General features: G+C 34.5%; 14 protein-coding genes, 1 pseudogene, 2 riboswitches and 1 other annotated feature. Of the genes and pseudogenes, 9 read left to right on the top strand and 6 right to left on the bottom strand.

What is annotated here, in order from left to right:
* Positions 1 to 127 precede the first annotated feature (127 nt).
* On the bottom strand, positions 128 to 1,141 hold the full coding sequence (locus tag MHI39_RS15000; protein WP_342539603.1) for an LLM class flavin-dependent oxidoreductase: 1,014 nt from the start codon (positions 1,139 to 1,141) through the stop codon (positions 128 to 130).
* 87 nt (positions 1,142 to 1,228) lie between these two features.
* Positions 1,229 to 2,611 (bottom strand): hypothetical protein, encoded by a 1,383-nt coding sequence (locus tag MHI39_RS14995; RefSeq protein WP_342539602.1) that lies wholly within the window; start codon positions 2,609 to 2,611, stop codon positions 1,229 to 1,231.
* Positions 2,612 to 2,844: 233 nt separating this feature from the next.
* Positions 2,845 to 2,953: riboswitch (TPP riboswitch) on the top strand.
* Positions 2,954 to 3,033: 80 nt separating this feature from the next.
* On the opposite strand from MHI39_RS14995, the pseudogene tenA reads away from it, so the two are divergent.
* Both tenA and MHI39_RS14985 read left to right on the top strand, forming a co-directional pair.
* Positions 3,034 to 3,693, top strand: a pseudogene (gene tenA, locus MHI39_RS14990) (thiaminase II).
* Positions 3,694 to 3,754: 61 nt separating this feature from the next.
* Positions 3,755 to 4,522, top strand: a complete 768-nt coding sequence (locus MHI39_RS14985) for a Nif3-like dinuclear metal center hexameric protein (RefSeq protein WP_280617595.1) — start codon at positions 3,755 to 3,757, stop codon at positions 4,520 to 4,522.
* A 35-nt stretch (positions 4,523 to 4,557) separates the two neighbouring features.
* On the opposite strand, the gene MHI39_RS14980 is transcribed toward MHI39_RS14985, so the two are convergent.
* Together MHI39_RS14980 and MHI39_RS14975 are read right to left on the bottom strand one after the other, a co-directional pair.
* On the bottom strand, positions 4,558 to 5,727 hold the full coding sequence (locus MHI39_RS14980; RefSeq protein WP_280617531.1) for an MFS transporter: 1,170 nt from the start codon (positions 5,725 to 5,727) through the stop codon (positions 4,558 to 4,560).
* Positions 5,728 to 5,821: 94 nt separating this feature from the next.
* Positions 5,822 to 5,921, bottom strand: a riboswitch (purine riboswitch).
* A 388-nt stretch (positions 5,922 to 6,309) separates the two neighbouring features.
* The gene (locus tag MHI39_RS14975) at positions 6,310 to 7,545 is read right to left on the bottom strand and encodes a multidrug effflux MFS transporter (RefSeq protein WP_280617532.1); all 1,236 of its coding nucleotides are present in this window, start codon (positions 7,543 to 7,545) and stop codon (positions 6,310 to 6,312) included.
* Between the two features lie 348 nt (positions 7,546 to 7,893).
* Between MHI39_RS14975 and MHI39_RS14970 the strand changes: the two genes are divergently transcribed.
* The 3 genes from MHI39_RS14970 (at position 7,894) to MHI39_RS14960 (ending at position 10,138) form a co-directional block, all read left to right on the top strand.
* The gene (locus tag MHI39_RS14970) at positions 7,894 to 8,019 is read left to right on the top strand and encodes a hypothetical protein (RefSeq protein WP_257234159.1); all 126 of its coding nucleotides are present in this window, start codon (positions 7,894 to 7,896) and stop codon (positions 8,017 to 8,019) included.
* A gap of 626 nt (positions 8,020 to 8,645) precedes the next feature.
* Positions 8,646 to 9,563: a Nif3-like dinuclear metal center hexameric protein gene (locus MHI39_RS14965; protein WP_342539600.1), complete on the top strand. Its 918-nt coding sequence runs from the start codon at positions 8,646 to 8,648 to the stop codon at positions 9,561 to 9,563.
* 20 nt (positions 9,564 to 9,583) lie between these two features.
* Positions 9,584 to 10,138, top strand: a complete 555-nt coding sequence (locus MHI39_RS14960; RefSeq protein ID WP_342539599.1) for a DUF402 domain-containing protein — start codon at positions 9,584 to 9,586, stop codon at positions 10,136 to 10,138.
* A gap of 15 nt (positions 10,139 to 10,153) precedes the next feature.
* Here the strand turns inward: MHI39_RS14960 and MHI39_RS14955 are convergent, their stop codons facing one another.
* On the bottom strand, positions 10,154 to 10,606 hold the full coding sequence (locus tag MHI39_RS14955; protein ID WP_342539598.1) for a hypothetical protein: 453 nt from the start codon (positions 10,604 to 10,606) through the stop codon (positions 10,154 to 10,156).
* Positions 10,607 to 10,758: 152 nt separating this feature from the next.
* Here MHI39_RS14955 and MHI39_RS14950 point away from each other — a divergent pair, with 152 nt between their 5' ends.
* A complete protein-coding gene (locus tag MHI39_RS14950; protein ID WP_280617535.1) occupies positions 10,759 to 11,772 on the top strand; it encodes a C40 family peptidase in 1,014 nt (337 codons plus the stop codon).
* Positions 11,773 to 11,787: 15 nt separating this feature from the next.
* On the opposite strand, the gene metG is transcribed toward MHI39_RS14950, so the two are convergent.
* Positions 11,788 to 13,416 (bottom strand): methionine--tRNA ligase, encoded by a 1,629-nt coding sequence (metG, locus tag MHI39_RS14945; protein WP_342539597.1) that lies wholly within the window; start codon positions 13,414 to 13,416, stop codon positions 11,788 to 11,790.
* Between the two features lie 92 nt (positions 13,417 to 13,508).
* Positions 13,509 to 13,781, bottom strand: a binding site (T-box leader).
* Between the two features lie 384 nt (positions 13,782 to 14,165).
* Between metG and MHI39_RS14940 the strand changes: the two genes are divergently transcribed.
* The 3 genes from MHI39_RS14940 to MHI39_RS14930 all read left to right on the top strand — a co-directional run bounded on the left by MHI39_RS14940 (position 14,166) and on the right by MHI39_RS14930 (position 17,224).
* On the top strand, positions 14,166 to 15,047 hold the full coding sequence (locus MHI39_RS14940) for a LysR family transcriptional regulator (protein WP_342541452.1): 882 nt from the start codon (positions 14,166 to 14,168) through the stop codon (positions 15,045 to 15,047).
* Positions 15,048 to 15,100: 53 nt separating this feature from the next.
* On the top strand, positions 15,101 to 16,312 hold the full coding sequence (locus tag MHI39_RS14935) for an MFS transporter (protein ID WP_342539595.1): 1,212 nt from the start codon (positions 15,101 to 15,103) through the stop codon (positions 16,310 to 16,312).
* 240 nt (positions 16,313 to 16,552) lie between these two features.
* A complete protein-coding gene (locus tag MHI39_RS14930; protein WP_071975693.1) occupies positions 16,553 to 17,224 on the top strand; it encodes an MgtC/SapB family protein in 672 nt (223 codons plus the stop codon).
* Positions 17,225 to 17,322 lie beyond the last annotated feature (98 nt).

The raw sequence follows: 17,322 nt of genomic DNA, 5'->3' as shown, positions 1-17,322 counted from the left end.
TAATTATGCTTAGTTTATCATAAAGTAATTGATTATCCGAATGTCCATCCATCTTTTCACAATTATGTAACACTAAATGATAAAAAAACAGGCACCTTTCATTCTAAGGTACCTGTAAATTAATTCTTTATATATCCTTCATAACTTCTGAAACAATTTCATATGAACGAAGTCGTGCTTCGTGATCGTATATTTGTGCATTAATGATGATTTCATTTGCTTGTGTATCATTTAAGAAATGCTGCAGCTTTTCCTTTACAATTTTTCTATCTCCTATAATGGAAGCCCCGATTCGTTGCTGTAGTAGAGCTTTTTCATAATCGCTGCATAGTTCGCTAAAATTATCAACAGGCGGCAAAAGGGGCATTGGATTGTTGCGAATTAAGTTTAAAAATTGTTGCTGCATCGAGGTTGCCAGTAATTCAGCTTCTTTTACTGAATCAGCAGCAATAACATTTACACCAACCATCGCATAAGGCTCCTGTAATACTTCTGAAGCTTGGAAACTACGTCGATATAAATCCAATGCAGGTAAAGTATTCTCTGGAGAAAAATGACTTGCAAATGAAAACGGTAGTCCTAGATGGCCAGCCAATTGTGCACTAAAACCGCTAGATCCTAGTAACCAAATCGGAATATTTAATCCTTCTCCAGGTATTGCCCGAACAGGCATTTTGCCAGTTGGTTTAAAGTAGGCACGTAATTCAGCTACTTGCTGCGGAAAATCTTCCGCATCTATTCGCCCGTCCCTTCTTAAAGCGTGAGCAGTTAACTGGTCAGTACCAGGAGCTCTGCCTAATCCTAAATCGATCCTACCTGGAAAAAGGGATTCTAATGTCCCGAATTGCTCAGCAATTACTAATGGTGCATGATTGGGAAGCATGATCCCTCCTGAACCTACACGAATATGTTTAGTTCCTGCCGCTACATGTCCTATAACAAGAGAAGTAGCGGAGCTTGCTATCCCAGGCATATTATGATGCTCTGCCAACCAGTAACGAGTAAACCCCCATTTCTCTGCATGTTTTGCTAAATCTAATGTATTTATCAATGACTGCGAAGCAGTACTTCCTTGGACAATTGGAGAAAGGTCAAGCACAGAATAACGAATTTCATTTATTTTTTTTGAATGATTAACCATAGATTCATCTTCTTTCTTTTTTCGGTAAATACGTAATTTCATTCTAACAGTCAATCAGCATGTTACAAAATGAAATGCATTTTTTCTCTAAGCTCTTTTTTGCATATCTATATATAATTGTGTGTAGGCTTGATGCTCTTGATTCATTCCAATTTCGTTATATAGCTTTGCTAGCCATTTAACAGGTTTCGGATCATAAGCTTTTAGTTCCATTTCCCAGCTAAAACAATCAATTGCTTGATCATATTGTCCAAATTCATAAAATAATTGGCCGAGTAAGAATTGTTGATCAGGATCGTTTGAAAGCTTCTGCATTTGCTCGATCTTTTTCAAGATGGGTATTGCAGGAATACAGCCTTTTAGTGGTACAAGCCATTCAATAATGGAATCAATATTCTGTTCTTTTAGAAGTAAAGTAATGAATTGGTGAAGAAAAATTTTAGCTTTTTCAGGATTTATATGAAACAGTGGTACTAAGAATGAATCTATTTGTTCGGATTGAAAATACCTAGGATTTAGATCCACTTCATTAAGTGTCTCTTCAAAAGCTTGGGCTTGTGAGGTAGTTAAGGAAAGTTTGCTGCGAATTAATAGTTGAATGATCTTCTCTACATCTTTATTTTCTAGATACAAATCTAATAGATCATTAATTAATTCTGGAATGTGTTGCTCTTTTTGGAATAAATCCTCTAATACGGAGATTATATCATCTTTCGGTAAATGTACCTGAATGAATTGGAGTAGAGATGGATAATTTTCCTCATTAATAGTTTGTAGATAGAATCCGATTAAGTCCATCCATCTAGATTGATTTTTTAATAGTTGCTCTAGCCTTTGATATTGCTGTTTATTTTCTTTCAATCTAAAAAGTCGATTTTCCATGTAGAGTGGATCTTTATCGATTAATACATCTGCTAATTGATCATAGAGCTTGCTATATTTGATAAAATTTAAGTCACTTGCAATAGCTTTTACCCAGCTCTCATTTGGGCAAAAATCCATCAGGATGCGAAGAATACGATAACTTGAAAACAGTTTGCCATTGCGACGGTAATCATAAAAGATCGTTTGTATGTAGGAAAAAATGGTCTTCTTCGAAATAAATGATTCAAAAAAGGTTGTAAGAAAGGCAACTTCTTGTGGAGTAAAAAGATTTTCGGCTTTTTTAATTAGTTGTTGAAAGGAATACTTCTTAAATGGATGTTCTAGTGTAATGGAAGAAAAGACTAGTGGGTGATTAGGTGGTAAGATTAGACCTTTAGTTAATGCTTCACTAATAAAAGATTTTCGTTTAAGTTTGGAGGGTTTAACGTAAGTTAGATAGTGATTTTTATAGAAGAAAAGATAGTAAACATGTTTTTCGTTATCCATTGCTTCAATGATTTTACTTTGTAAATATATAGCCATCTGTGTGATACGAAGTTCAATAATTTGGTTTTTCTTTGATATCTGAATAGATTGTTGGCTCATAGGAATCCTCCTCATTTTATGTCCGGTATCATTATATCATAAAAATTAAGAAGAATAACATGATGGAAAGAGAAGATTGGAGCTGAGTAGGATGTTTGGGCGATTATCTACAAGTAAACTCTATAATTTTCCATTGAAATATATTGAATATCAATAAATTATATTATAGGTAGGGAAAAAACCCCTTGAATAATATTTTTTGTATGTTAGGATGATTATGACAATATGATAATAATGACCACTAGGGGAGCCTTTATTAAGGGCTGAGATTAAAGTTCAACTTTAAGACCCTTTGAACCTGATCTAGTTGATACTAGCGGAGGGAAGTGGAGCAGAATGATATGTTTCCATCTTTATTCTGTCTTCTAACCACTTCCCTGTATGTGAGAGTGGTTTTTTATTTTTGGAAAGGAAGAGGGAGTATGTCATTTGCAAAGGAATGCCGAAAGGAAGCAAAAAAATGGTGGGATGCAAGCCTTCAACATCCATTTGTACAAGGTATAGGTAATGGCAAATTAGCAATAGAAAAATTCCGTTTTTATGTTTTACAGGATTCCTATTACTTATCTAATTTTGCTAGAGTTCAATCATACGGTGCAGCCATATCGAAGGATTTATATACAACGAATCGGATGGCTTATCATGCACAAGGTACATACGAAGCTGAAATGGCTTTACATCGTAAATTTTCTGCTCTTCTCGAAATATCAGAGGAAGAAAGAAAAGCTTTTAAACCTGCACCAACAGCATATGCTTATACCTCTCATATGTATCGAGCTGTTCAAAGTGGGAAATTGGGATATATAATCGCAGCTATTTTACCTTGTTATTGGTTGTACTAAGATATAGGAAATTATTTGAAGGATTGCCAACCAGGTGAAATGATTTACCAAGAATGGATAGCCGCTTATAACGGTGATTGGTTCAAGGAGCTTGTAACCGAACAAATACAACGAATAGATGAACTCGCTGAAGCATCTTCAGAAGAAGACCGATCCGAAATGAAAGAATTCTTTTGGAGGAGTGCGTATTATGAATACTGCTTTTGGGAAATGGCTTATACAATGGAGACTTGGAAGTAAAGGGACGGTTCTAGTGCTTCTTCGAAGCACTAGAACCGTCCCCGTTGAGGGGATAGGACCAATGAAAATAGAACAATTTCAAACGCAGATTAAGGATTTATTTGGTAATGAATTAGTAAAACATGAAGATGATGAGTATGGATTTACCTTTATTTCCAAAACATCATTTTCAAAAATTGGTTACGCAACAAATTTAACTTTAGAAACGATCCAAGAAGCTGTACTGAATCATGTTGATTTAATGATTACTCATCATGATGCATGGGACTTTTTGTATGGTATGAAAGATCAGTGTATGAAGATGCTTGAAGAAAATAATATTACTCATTTCTTTATTCATGCACCACTTGACTATATTGAGTTTGGGACATGTACATCGTTAATGAATATTCTTGAAGTTGATGTGATTAAACAGTACTCTCAATATGAAAATGGGAATGAGTTACCTTCTATAGGGTCATTTAATCATCCTATTTCATTTACAAACCTTGTTAAATTGATGTCTGAAAAATTAAACGAACCAGTGAGTGCATGGAAAAATAATGATCAAATGATTAAAACAATTGCTGTTTTAACAGGGGCTGGTGACTCTACAACAGTAATAAAACGTGCGTTAGATGCAGGATGCGATACATACATAACTGGAGAAGCAACACTATATGCAATCCAATATGCCAAGTTTGCAGGGATCAATCTAATCGCAGGAAGCCATACATTTACCGAAATCTTTGGAATCGAAAGCTTAGCGAAAAAATTAAAAGACCTAAATCCCCAAATTGAAATTATTCGATTGGAAGAGGAACATTTTGAAGCAAAGGGACGGTTCTAATGCTTCTTCGAAGCACTAGAACCGTCCCCATGTTTTTAAGAAACAGTTGATGTTTCTCTAGTGATTGCCGGTCTAGTTAAAGAAAAGATTGCACATAGTAAGGCGATAATGACAACAGCACTTCCAACCCAGGCTGTACTTGTTACTGATCCGGTTTTATTTAATACAATTCCACCTATTGCGGATCCAAGTGAAATGCCAATTTGTAAGGCTGAATTATTAAAGCTTTGCTGTATATCAGATGTCGCCGGGTCGGTTTGTATCAGATAGCTTTGCTGAGGTGGTGACAGACTCCAACTTAATGCTCCCCAGATCATCATTACAGGAATGAATAAAACAAGGGAAAAAGTTGTAAAAGGTAATAAGCATAGTACAATGGCAAATGTGCTAATGACTAGAATAATGCATTTCTTCGCACCTATCCTATCCGATAGAGTTCCACCTATTGCCCCACCACAGACTGCTGCAATTCCAAATACAAAATAACAAATACTAATCCAATAGGAATTAAGATGAAGATTTTTTTCCAAAAATGGTGTGAAATACGCGTAAAGTGTATAATGACCTGCAAGCATAAACATAGTTGCTAGATGCGCAGTGCCTAATTTTGCACTTCCTACTGCTTTTAATTGTTGAACAAGTGGTATTGTCCTTTCTCCTGGAATACGTTCCAAAAATAGTGAAATTAGCACCATCGATCCTATTGATAATACTGCGATTCCAAGGAAAATGATACGCCATCCGAATGTACTAGAAATCAAAATTCCTAGTGGTACACCCAAAACAAGTGAAGAACTAATCCCCATAAAAATGAGACCTAACGCCTTAGCACGATGAGTCGGAGCAACAACTTTCGCTGCAATTGTCAAAGAAAGTACGACGATAAGTGCAGTACTCATTGCCGTCAAAACCCTAGCAACCATCATAAAAGTGAAATTTGGACTAAAATAGGTTATGACATTACCAAGGAAAAATACAAACAAAGAAACAAGATATAATTTTTTACGTTCAATTTTATTGGTTAATACGAGCAGAACTGGGCCAGCAATGGCATAAATAAGAGCAAACACTGTAATTAGCTGTCCAGCAGTGCTTAATGAAATGTTAAAGTCGTCAGCGATCGTTGGTAATATCCCGCCGACAATCAATTCAACTAGTCCAACAGCGATGGTTGATAAAGCTAGTATAAAAACTTTATAATTCATAGATTACTTAACATCCTTTCTAATAAATTGGTAGTAATAGGAATAGGATTAATGGATTTTTTTACAGAGAACAAAAAAAATCCTGATTACAAAAAACGAATAAATCATTTTCTGTAATCAGGATTTTATGGTTCCTGGTAGAGACCCTCTAGCCATATTCTAGAAGTTATACAGGTAATATAGTATTTTAAATGATCACTTTGGACATTTTACTATGCTTTATTTTAATTTTCAAGTAAAACTATATTTTTTCTGGAATAATTTTTTGCAAACGAATGTAATTAAATCAAAATAGTGATGGAAATCACAGAACATTAATGGGTTCCAAAAATTTGTTAAAAGTAAGAGAAATAAATTCTTAGCGCCGAAAAAGTAATCATCATGTTTTTTCGAATATTGTCCGAAAATGATTGAGTTATATGTTATATATACAGATCAAACTACCTCATTCTGTTTAAACTTAACTGAATATACTAACGGTCAAGTCTTACATTGGACGAAAAATACCCAAGTAAATCATCTTTACTTGGGTACCTTTTGTCGTGATTTTTTGTTACTGTCCAATTGCTTGCTATTCCCAAACTATAACTTAGAAACTTGTTCCGAAGTTTGCGAACCCGGCACCCGAATCGAAGCTCTCCTGACTAAAATGAAATACGAAAGAAATGCCAAAAAGCTAGCGCTAAAAATCGTTACTCCCATTGGAATTCCAGTGTATGATCCAGCTATTCCGACCAGTGGGGCACTTAACGAGCCAAGTACGAATGGTAATAATCCCAATAATGCTGAGGCACTACCAGCAATATGTCCTTGAGACTCAATAGCTAATGTAAAAGATGTCGTACCGATTATACTGATAGATAAGACAAAAAAGAAAATCGGAATAGCAACAGCGATAAGTGGTGCTTTTAAAAGAAGCGAGATTAATAAGCATACTCCAGCTAAATTTGAGATCGCTAACCCAATCTTTAAGAACGTTCGCTCCGATATTCTATCTGTCAAGCGCCCAACCGATTGACTTCCAATAATTAGCGCCAAACCATTCACACCAAATAAAAGACTGAACTGTTGGGGTGTTACATGATAAATATTTTGATAGACAAACGGAATTCCGGACACATAGGCAAAAATCCCTGCAGTGGTAAAGCCTTGAGTGAATGCATATCCCATAAATGCTCGGTCCTTAAATAAGGAGCCAAAATTGCTCAGAAGCTGAGGCAAGTTACTTGGAACTCGTTTTTCTACTGGCAATGTTTCTTTAAGCTTCAATGAAACCGTGAGGATTAATATAGCACCAATAAAGGCTAAGACAATAAAAACTCCATTCCATTTGGTAAAGGAAAGGATGATTCCCCCAGCAACTGGTGCAACAATTGGTCCGAGATTACCAACTAACACCATTAAGGTGAAAAATTTAGTTAATTCCTTTCCACTAAATAAATCTCTTACAACGGCTCTTGAGACTACAAGACCACCTGCTGCAGAAAAGCCTTGGACAAAACGTGCCACTATAAGGAAATAAATATTAGGTGCAAAGGAACAAGTTAAAGAAGCTAATAAGTATAAGCATAGAAAAAATAGCAAAGGCTTACGACGGCCCTTTACATCGCTCAATGGGCCAATAAATAATTGCCCTAATCCTAGTCCTAATAAACATGCAGTTAAACTGATTTGTACAAGTGAAGCAGTAGTTTGATAATCTTTTACAATAGTAGGAAAGGACGGTAAATATGTATCTATTGTAAAAGGTCCTAAAAGACCAAGTGATCCTAAAAGTAAAGCAAGTTGGATTCGTTGTTTTCCACTAGGTGTATTCAATTTTTCCTCGCCTTTCAATCGTTAAATTAGTTTTATGTGGGTACTTATTTACACATTATAACTGACCTATTAGTTGATTTTTTCACCTCCAGTAATGATCTATTTGTTATCAAATAAGCACAATTCATTTCGATATCCGAAATTACATAATTTTCATTATAACCTGATTTAATTTATGGGTAAACATTAAAATGTTTTTGTCAGCCTTAATTAATTCTGTACATAAAGTATTAGATGATTTTATTTAGTTGAATAAAAATCTTGAGAAATTTTAAAAAATATTGGAACCTTTTTTAAGCTCTTTCATATACTGTCTACTGTGAGAATTTTTAAGGAGGAGAAATCGAAATGAGCGATATTCAGTTGAAAATAACAAGGGAAAACGAAGGCAAAGATGGATATAAAATCATTGAAGTAAAAGTATCTGATCCAACAGATAGTTTGTTCGCAGTTGTTACTCCTATAAAGAAGTAAAGCACCTCTATCAACATTGTTGCTAGTTAAGATTAGGTTTACCTATTGTCTATCTACTACTATACTTTCATTTCATTGAGAAAAGAGCTGCAAACTCCATAAGAATGTTTGAATCCTTTTTTGAGTGTTAAGCCTACCTTGGGGCTTTTGCAATAACAATAAACTTTACAAAAGCAGCTAAAAGTAAAAGGAGTACACCTTCTTTCGATAATTTATACATAGAAAGATGGTTTCATTCTAAGGAAGAGTGTGGCTCGTTAACCTTATATTTCTGGTCTTTTGACATTTAACAGGAGCAAAAAACGAATCAAAAAAATATATAAAAAAAGTAATCTTTTCTGATAAAAGCTCAGTAAAAGGTTACTTTTTTTATTATAGAAATATCATTTGATTACAATAACAAATTTTTCGTATTTATATAATTTTACGAAATGTTAAAATAAAAGTATTTCAATACTTTTTTTTAATTTAGAAATATTCATTTAGGGAATTCACTTTAACATGTACGATAAATATCAACTGCAGTGCATTTGGAAATATTGGTTATAACGTGTAGAACGGAATACTTTTATATCATGAATGCAGTGATTCATACATTGAGACTTTACGAGGGAGGAGTAGGGAATATGGTTTTACTAGATCAGATAGTACACCAATTAAATCGTGAGCTGGATATCCATTCCTATGGTAGTGATCCAGGTTTTAGTCGATTTATTCCAGCCGTTTATGATCCATTACAATTTGATTGGACATCAGTTTTTGAAAACGAATTTGCACAGCTTTTCAACGGACTTATGCTCAGGGGAAGTGCTGAAGTTGAAAACGTTTTTTTAGCTGTTTTTCCTACTGAAGATGTATTAACTCGATTTATTGATGAGAGTAAAGAAGGGGATCTTCTTTTCATGCATCATCCGTTATTAATGGAATGTGGTGATCCAAACGGTAAATCAGGTAGAGGGTTTGTCCCCATTCCAGACAAATACTTATTGGCAATGAAAAAGAAAAGATTATCAGTGTATACCTGTCATGAGCCGTTAGACTATCATCAAAGCCTTGGGACAAGTATTGCTATAGCACAGACTTTACATGCAAAAATTGTGGATGGGTTCCTTCCAAATGAGAAAAATCAAAACCTAATATTGCTGTGTGAGATTCAAAAAACCGATACAGATCAGCTTATTGAAACACTAAAGGACAAATTTTGTATTCCATATGTTGATTTCGAAGGTAAACAGCTAGAGTCTATTAAAAGGATTGCTATTGTTGCGGGCTGCGGAGACAAAGTAGACTGGATGAAGGTAGCAGAAAGGAAGGGGGCACAAGCCTATATAACTGGTGAGATCCATTGTCATATTGATAACGATTATGGAAGGATGAAATATAATCAAATGCTTGAATATGTCCCAAATACAACCATGTCACTTATTGGGGTTTCTCATTCAGCTTCAGAATATTTAGTCATGAGGACATTAATGAAAAGTTGGTTTGAAGATTCATTTAGTATTCAGACTGTGTTGCTACCACAGGAACAATGGTGGCTTTAACGTTGACTAAGGGGGATTAGATGTTGAGAAAATTTGGGGATCGTCTGGGATGGAAGCGTATTAAGGAAAGAGAATATATCCAAACATTTCTACAGACCGAAACATTCGAAGGATATTTATCTTTCTTGAAAATGATAAAAGTAACAGAACCATTGTATAAAAATTATGGAGAAAAAATGTTATGCATTGCCGATAATGGATACTCGTGGCTTCAGCAATTTCCAAAAGATAAACATCACGCTGTAACAACAATGTTTAATGAAAAAGGTGAAATAATTCAATGGTATATTGATATCTGTATACAAAATGGAGTGGAGAATGGTCGTCCATTTTGGGATGATTTATACCTAGACCTCATCGTTCTTCCCTATGGAGAAATGATTCAAAAGGATGCAGATGAATTGGAAGAGGCTATGGCTAGTGGAATAATTGATAAGTACTTATACAATTTAGCCTGGAATGAAGCGAAGGAAATTGTGGAACAGATAAATGAAGGTACCTTTTCGTCTTTGCATTTAGCAAAAGAGTATAGAGACTACATACTGAAAACAAATGGATCAAGCACTTTGTATTAGTGCTTGATCCATTTTTTATCTAATTACGTAATTAGAATCAGCTTTGGACTCGCATACTTTTCTATGTTTGAAAGATTTGTGTGTATATAATGTATAAAGTAATACAATAAAAGACCAGATCATATTGCCAATATAAGGTTGTTGGTTATAGGTTAATGTCAGCACTAGACTTATAGTCCCAAAAAGAATAGAATACACAATCATTAACCAAAATCCCCATTTTTTTAATTTCATATATCCATAAATGATAATTAATGTTATAAAGGCAACAACCACTCTCATTAATCGTTCAGGTACGTGAGTTAAACCAAATCTATCTGAAATGCCAATTTCATTTACATGTGATTCATAGAAGATGGATGTTATAAATAAAATAAATGCCCCCCAAATATAGAAATAGCTAATTATGCTTATACCTATGGTCTTTTCATTATTCCCACTCCTTAGTATAAGTACGAAAGTTACCATAAAAAGTTCCGTAATTAATCCATCTATTTATTTCTTTTATCACATATATTTATAGTAAAAGGTAGATCTACCCAAAAATAATACTTGTTTCCTCCTTCATATGTTATATTTCTTTTAGAATTGCAAAATTTTGTGAGAAGGAGGGGAAAGGGATGAAGTGGTTGAAGACTAGTATTCTTGCACTTTTTCTTTCATTTGTATTTTCTTTAGGAAATAACACTGTAGAAGCTATAACTAGTTCTGAGTGTAGTCAACCATTAGTGAAAAAAAGCTATATCAATGTACCTGTAGCCACTCTTTGGAAAGAACCTGGTTCAAAACGATCCATTGATCAGTCAGTATTGTCCATTCCGGTTGATATGAGAAAATGGACGAACAGTATGCCAAATGTTCAGACACGGATTTGGCTAACCGGTAAAACTGAGAGTCAAGCATTATATGGGCAAGAGGTTCAAATTTTAAGGACTAAAGGAGAATGGGTACAAATTGCTATTAAGGATCAAGCCACAGCTAAAAATAAGTATGGATATCCAGGATGGCTGCCTAAAGACCAAATTCATACAGGACTATTAAAATATGAAAAATGCCCGTTTGCCATTGTTAAAGTAAGAACAACTCATTTATACGATGACAAACAGAAAAAAGATTTGGAAATAAGCTTTAATACGAAACTACCGGTTATAAGTGAGGAGCAAAATTGGGTTCAGGTTAATACACCTACCAATCAAGTAAAATGGATAAAAAAAACAGATGTGAATATTTACTCCTCTAAAGCAGAATTTCCGAAGCCAACAGGTACTGATCTTGTCATGACAGCGAAGCAATTTTTAGGACTTTCTTATCTTTGGTCAGGTACTTCTGCATACGGTTTTGATTGTTCTGGTTTTACTTTTTCTGTTTATAAATCTTATGGCATGCACTTACCAAGAGATGCCTCTGAGCAATATAAGAGAGGTAAACCTGTTTTAAAAACAAATCTTCTTCAACCAGGTGATCTACTATTTTTTGCCACTAATCATGGAAAAGGAAACGTCCATCATGTTGCCATGTACATTGGTAATGGAAAAATGATCCACTCACCTGAGGCAGGAAAACAAGTCGAAATCATTCCTATTGATACACCTTCTTATAAAAAAGAATTTGCCGGGGCACGTAGATATATCTAAGTGCCTGGCAATTATTTATTGGTTCAGTAATTTTCCCCGTTCATATTCAATTTGATTGATGTCGATTCGTTCAAATAATGGTTCGATGATTTCCAGCTGTAAGGATTTAATTTTTATTGTTTGCCAAACTGGATTGGCAATTTTTAATTTTTTAAATAATTCAGTAGAGGAAAAGGGGAGAAAAGGCTCCAATAACTGTGCTAAATTAGCAATGATAAAGACGCAATTGGCAAGAGTGTTATTACATGCCTCTTTATCCTCTTGAATCTGTTTCCAAGGTTGTTCTTGATCGAAGTATTTATTCGCCTCCCTTATAAAATCAAAAATGATTTCTAAAGATCTCTTAAAGTGTGCTCCTTCAATTTGATTACCAACGGATTTATAGAGATTAGCGATTTTATTATCGAAATAAGGATCAATGTTTCCATCTGGAACAACACTTTTATAATATTTTTCTATAAATTTTAATGATCGATGTACAAAATTTCCATAAGTACCTAACAGTTCACTATTATGACTATATATAAACTCACGCCAGGAAAAATCAGTATCTTTATTTTCTGGAGCATTAATTGTTAGGAAATAACGAATTGAATCTGGGTGGTATCGTTCGATTAAATCAGGGATCCAAACCGCCCAATTTCTACTGGTAGATAATTTCTTTTTTTCAATCGTTAAATATTCGTTCGAAACGATATGTGTAGGTAACGATTTTTTCTTAATCCCCATTAAAATGGCTGGCCAAATAATGGTATGAAATGGAATATTATCTTTTCCATGAACATAGTAGGATATTGAATCTTCATCCCAAAATTTTGCGTCATCAACTTGATGCTCTTTTCCCCACTGTATACTAGCTGAGAGATAGCCGGCAACAGCTTCAATCCAAACATAAATTTTTTTATCTTCATACCCTTTTACAGGGATATTGATTCCCACAGGTAAATCACGGGAAACAGCCCGATCATGTAGACCTTCCTGAAAATAACGATTTGTTAATTGAATGGCGTTTTCACGCCAAGAATGATGTGTTTTAGCATTAGCAACATAAAGTTCTAGACTTTCTTGAAATTGGCTTAATGAAAAATAAAAATGCTCGGTTTTTCTTATTTCAGGTATTGTTCCACAAATTTTGCAAGTTTTCTCTAGTAGGTCAATGGGATCCAAAATAGTAGAACAATGATCACATTGATCACCTCGAGCAGCATTCCCACATATTGGACATATACCTTCAACATATCGGTCGGGTAAAAATTGAGAACAAGCCTCACAATAGGTTTGTTCAATTTCTTTTTTATAAATAAAATTGTTTTCAAGCAGCTCCAAAAAGATTTTCTGTGCTATTTGATGATGATGAGATGAATCTGTTCTTGTATAGAGGTCATAAGTAAATCCAAGCTTTGAAAAGCATTCTACAAATTCCTTGTGATAATAATCAGCAATCTGTTTAGGAGTTGTTTGTTCCTCCTTAGCACGTATAGCTATAGGTGTACCATTACAATCACTCCCAGATACATATAAAACATTTCTACCAGCCAATCGGAAATATCTTGCTAAAATATCACCTGGTAATAAACTGGCGATATGACCAAGATGTAATGAACCATTTGCATATGGCCAAGCCCCACCAATAAATACATTCATATCATTTCCTCCTTTTATAGTTGTTCTTCGCTATTTCTCTAATGCAGAACTCCAAAAATAAAAAAAGCCTCGCCCTAATCTGCTGTTAAGCAAATAAGGACGAGGCTTGGTTCCCCGTGATACCACCTTTATTTACTAATAGCTCACGCTATTAGTCTCGACAAGTACGAAAGCAAGAAAAAAGCTTTGATACTGTGCTTTTGATAACGAGTAGCAATACTCGTCTGAACCTACTAATATGGATACATACGTTCAGCACGAAGCTCAGAGGCCATTGTTCAAATGAATCGTTTTGCTTCTTTTCAGCTCCCGAAGCTCTCTGGTGAAAACATCCTCATCTTACTTTTCCTCGTCTAAGCATTTATGATGATAAATTTCTTGTATTATATACAAAATGTTCAGAAAGGTAAAGTAAATTTATTAAATTTGCTGATTTCGTATAGCTTGTTGCATTTGTATAGCCCAACTGTGGGTTTACATCCAATCATTATTCGTAAAAAACTTAACTATAAATAGTAACAATGTTTGAGAACAAAGCTTTGGTAAAATACTAGTAAAAAAGATACACACACTCTTCTGCCCTTTATTTCGCAGGAGGGTGTTTTTTAAGATCATCATATTGTATTAATAATTTTTGTTTCCTACATAACCAATATGCATAAATATCATGCAAAATTACAATTGGAAGTTATGAGTGTTCAGGAGTATGATGAAGTTGAATGAACAAAGCAGTAAATGAGGGTGAACGGATGGAATGGCATCAAATTCAGTATTTTCAAGTAGTTGCAAGCACACAGCACTTTACTCGAGCGGCAGAATTGCTTTCAGTTTCCCAACCCGCCCTTAGTCGATCTATTGCTAAGCTGGAAGAGGAGCTAGGCGTGCAACTTTTTGATAGAAAAGGAAGAAATATTAGTTTAAATCAATATGGAAAAATGTTTCTCCAGCGGGTAGAACGTTCGATAAAAGAAATTGAAATGGGGGTACAAGAAATTCAGGATTGTATTCATCCTGATCGTGGAACTATTTCATTATCCTTTTTACACTCGCTAGGCGTGAGTTTTGTACCTAAATTGGTGAGCTCATTTCAACGGGAATATCCGAATGTAAAGTTCCGATTAAATCAGGCATCATCACAGCATGTATTAGAACAATTAGACGGTGGTGAAACTGAGGTTGCTCTTGTTTCTTTTGACCAAGATCAGCCAGGGATTATTCGTCAGCCATTATTAAGGGAAGAACTATATTTAATCGTTTCCATTCATCATCCCTTAGCAAAATTAGATGAAATTGATTTACATTTGATTAAAGATGAGCCATTCATTGCTTTTAAAAATGGATATGGCTTACGAACCATTACCGACCAGCTTTGTAAGGAAGCTGATTTTATTCCACAAGTAGTATTTGAAGGGGATGAGATTGGAACGGTAGCAGGTTTAGTTGCCGCTAAATTAGGAGTTTCATTAGTGCCGGACTTAACAATCTTAGATAAATCAAAGGTTAAGCTAATTCGAATTAAACATCCCATCTGCGAAAGGACAATCGGTATTGCTTGGAAAGATGGGCGCTATATATCTCCTGTTACAAAAAGGTTCATTGAGTATGTAAAGAATAAAGTTATGATGGATTAAATATTTCATAACCTAAAAAAGACATTGTTAGATATAAAGGAGTAAGACGCATCATGAGTTATATAAAACGTGGAACAAAAAGTTTTCGAATGGCCAATTTAGCTTTGTTTGCTGGAGGGTTTAATACATTTGCGATCCTTTGGAGTACACAGCCATTACTTCCTGAAATAGCAAATGAGTTCCACATTTCACCTGCGGTTTCTAGCCTAACTTTATCATCTACTACGATAGCATTAGCAATAAGTATGCTAGTAGTTGGCTCATTATCAGAAGTGTTCGGAAGAAAATCGGTCATGACCATCTCCCTAATAGCATCATCTATTTTAGCTATAATTACAGCATTAAGTCCAAACTTTCAATTATTACTTCTTTGTAGAATCTTACAGGGAATAGTTCTTGCGGGGTTGCCTGCCATCGCAATGGCGTATTTAGGGGAGGAAATCGACCCTAAGAGCTTAGGAATGGCAATGGGATTATACATTAGTGGAAACTCGATCGGTGGTATGGGAGGACGAATTATTAGTGGAGCATTGACCGATTATTTTAATTGGCATATTGCCCTTATTGGTATTGGAATTATTAGTTTAATTGCAAGTTTATTATTCTGGTTTACGTTACCAAAATCAACTCATTTCCAGCCGCGAAAATTTGATGTGGTTAAATTAGGAAAATCTTTATTCAGTCAATTCAATGAGCCAGGATTAATCTATTTATTCGGGACTGGATTTTTATTAATGGGAAGCTTTGTTTCACTTTATAATTATATTGGCTTTCAATTAATTGCTCCTCCGTATTCATTAAGTCAGACAATCGTCGGTTTTATTTTTATTGTATATATTGTTGGAACGTTTAGTTCGACATGGATGGGAATGCTTGCTGATCAGCATGGTAGACGTAAGATTTTGCAATTATCTTTATTGATTTTGCTAATCGGAGCATGTATCACGTTAAATACAAATCTTTGGTTAAAAATTATTGGAATAGCCGTTTTTACCTTTGGATTTTTTGCAGGACATTCCATTGCAAGTGGCTGGGTTGGCAAATTATCGACACATGATAAAGCACAAGCCTCGTCACTTTATTTATTCTTTTACTATATAGGTTCAAGTATAGGTGGTACGGTGGGAGGTATGTTCTATAGTGATTTTGGTTGGATTGGTGTAATAGTAATGATTATAGTCTTTACAATTATTGCAATAGGATTATCTGTGCGTTTAGGAACGATTGCCAAAAGAAAATTGCAACTTTCATCGCATAAGTTATAAATTAAATGCAGGATTTCTATTTTAAGAGCTTGCAACTAAGTTCGAGTGTATATTTTTATACACTCGTTTTTTTATTTTTTAAGTAGGATAAACTAATAAAACATATATAAATAGATGTAACTTAGTTTTGCTAGTGAGATTGAAACCTAATCAAACCTTTAGAAAGGAAAAATGAATCTATGTTAGATTTGTAATAGCATAATCATCAAAGCCATAAATTAATGGGGAAAGGGGTCATATATAATGATAGAGCTTGAATTAATTGCAAGACTTGTAATTGCGGGGATATTGGGAGCACTTGTCGGATTTGAAAGAGAAAAGCGTTATAAAGAAGCAGGATTACGTACCCATTTCCTTGTGGCCGTCGGAAGTGCATTAGCAATGATCGTTTCAAAATATGCATTTTTTGATGTTGTAAATAGTGGAACAATTGAATTAGACCCAAGCCGAATTGCGGCAGGAGTCATCAGTGGAGTTGGTTTCTTAGGTGCAGGTACCATTCTTATACAACGTCAATCCGTTCATGGGTTAACAACTGCAGCTGGACTTTGGTCAACAGCTGGAATTGGATTAGCGATAGGTGCAGGCATGTATATTGTAAGTATTTTTGGAACGCTCTTAGTATTAATTGCTTTAGAAATTTTAAGTAGATTATTTCAACCAGTTTTTCCGAAGTTTCATAAATTAACGATTCATGTTCGAACAAATGAAGCGATTTCTGCGGCACTCACTATTTTATCCGAAAATCATTTAGATGTGAAATCGTACCAGGTAAAAGTAACGTCAGTTGATAATCATCCACTTTTTGTCGTGGATTTACAATTAAAATCAAAGAAGTTGAAGAAAAAGGAGACTGAAATATTAAAAATGTTGCAAACGATTCCTGAACTGGAAAGTATAAAATTTGATTAAGCAACAGAAAGAGAACAAATCGTTCAATATTTTTCACTTAATCTTTAAAATTATAAATTGTAAGTCAATTCATAATATATTATGATAATTCTATACTA

Origin of the sequence: Heyndrickxia sp. FSL K6-6286 (assembly GCF_038630395.1) — a bacterium.
GTDB lineage: Bacteria > Bacillota > Bacilli > Bacillales > Bacillaceae_C > Heyndrickxia > Heyndrickxia oleronia.
The sequence above is the reverse complement of the archived record's forward strand: the minus strand, read 5'-3'. Positions and strand labels throughout refer to the sequence as shown.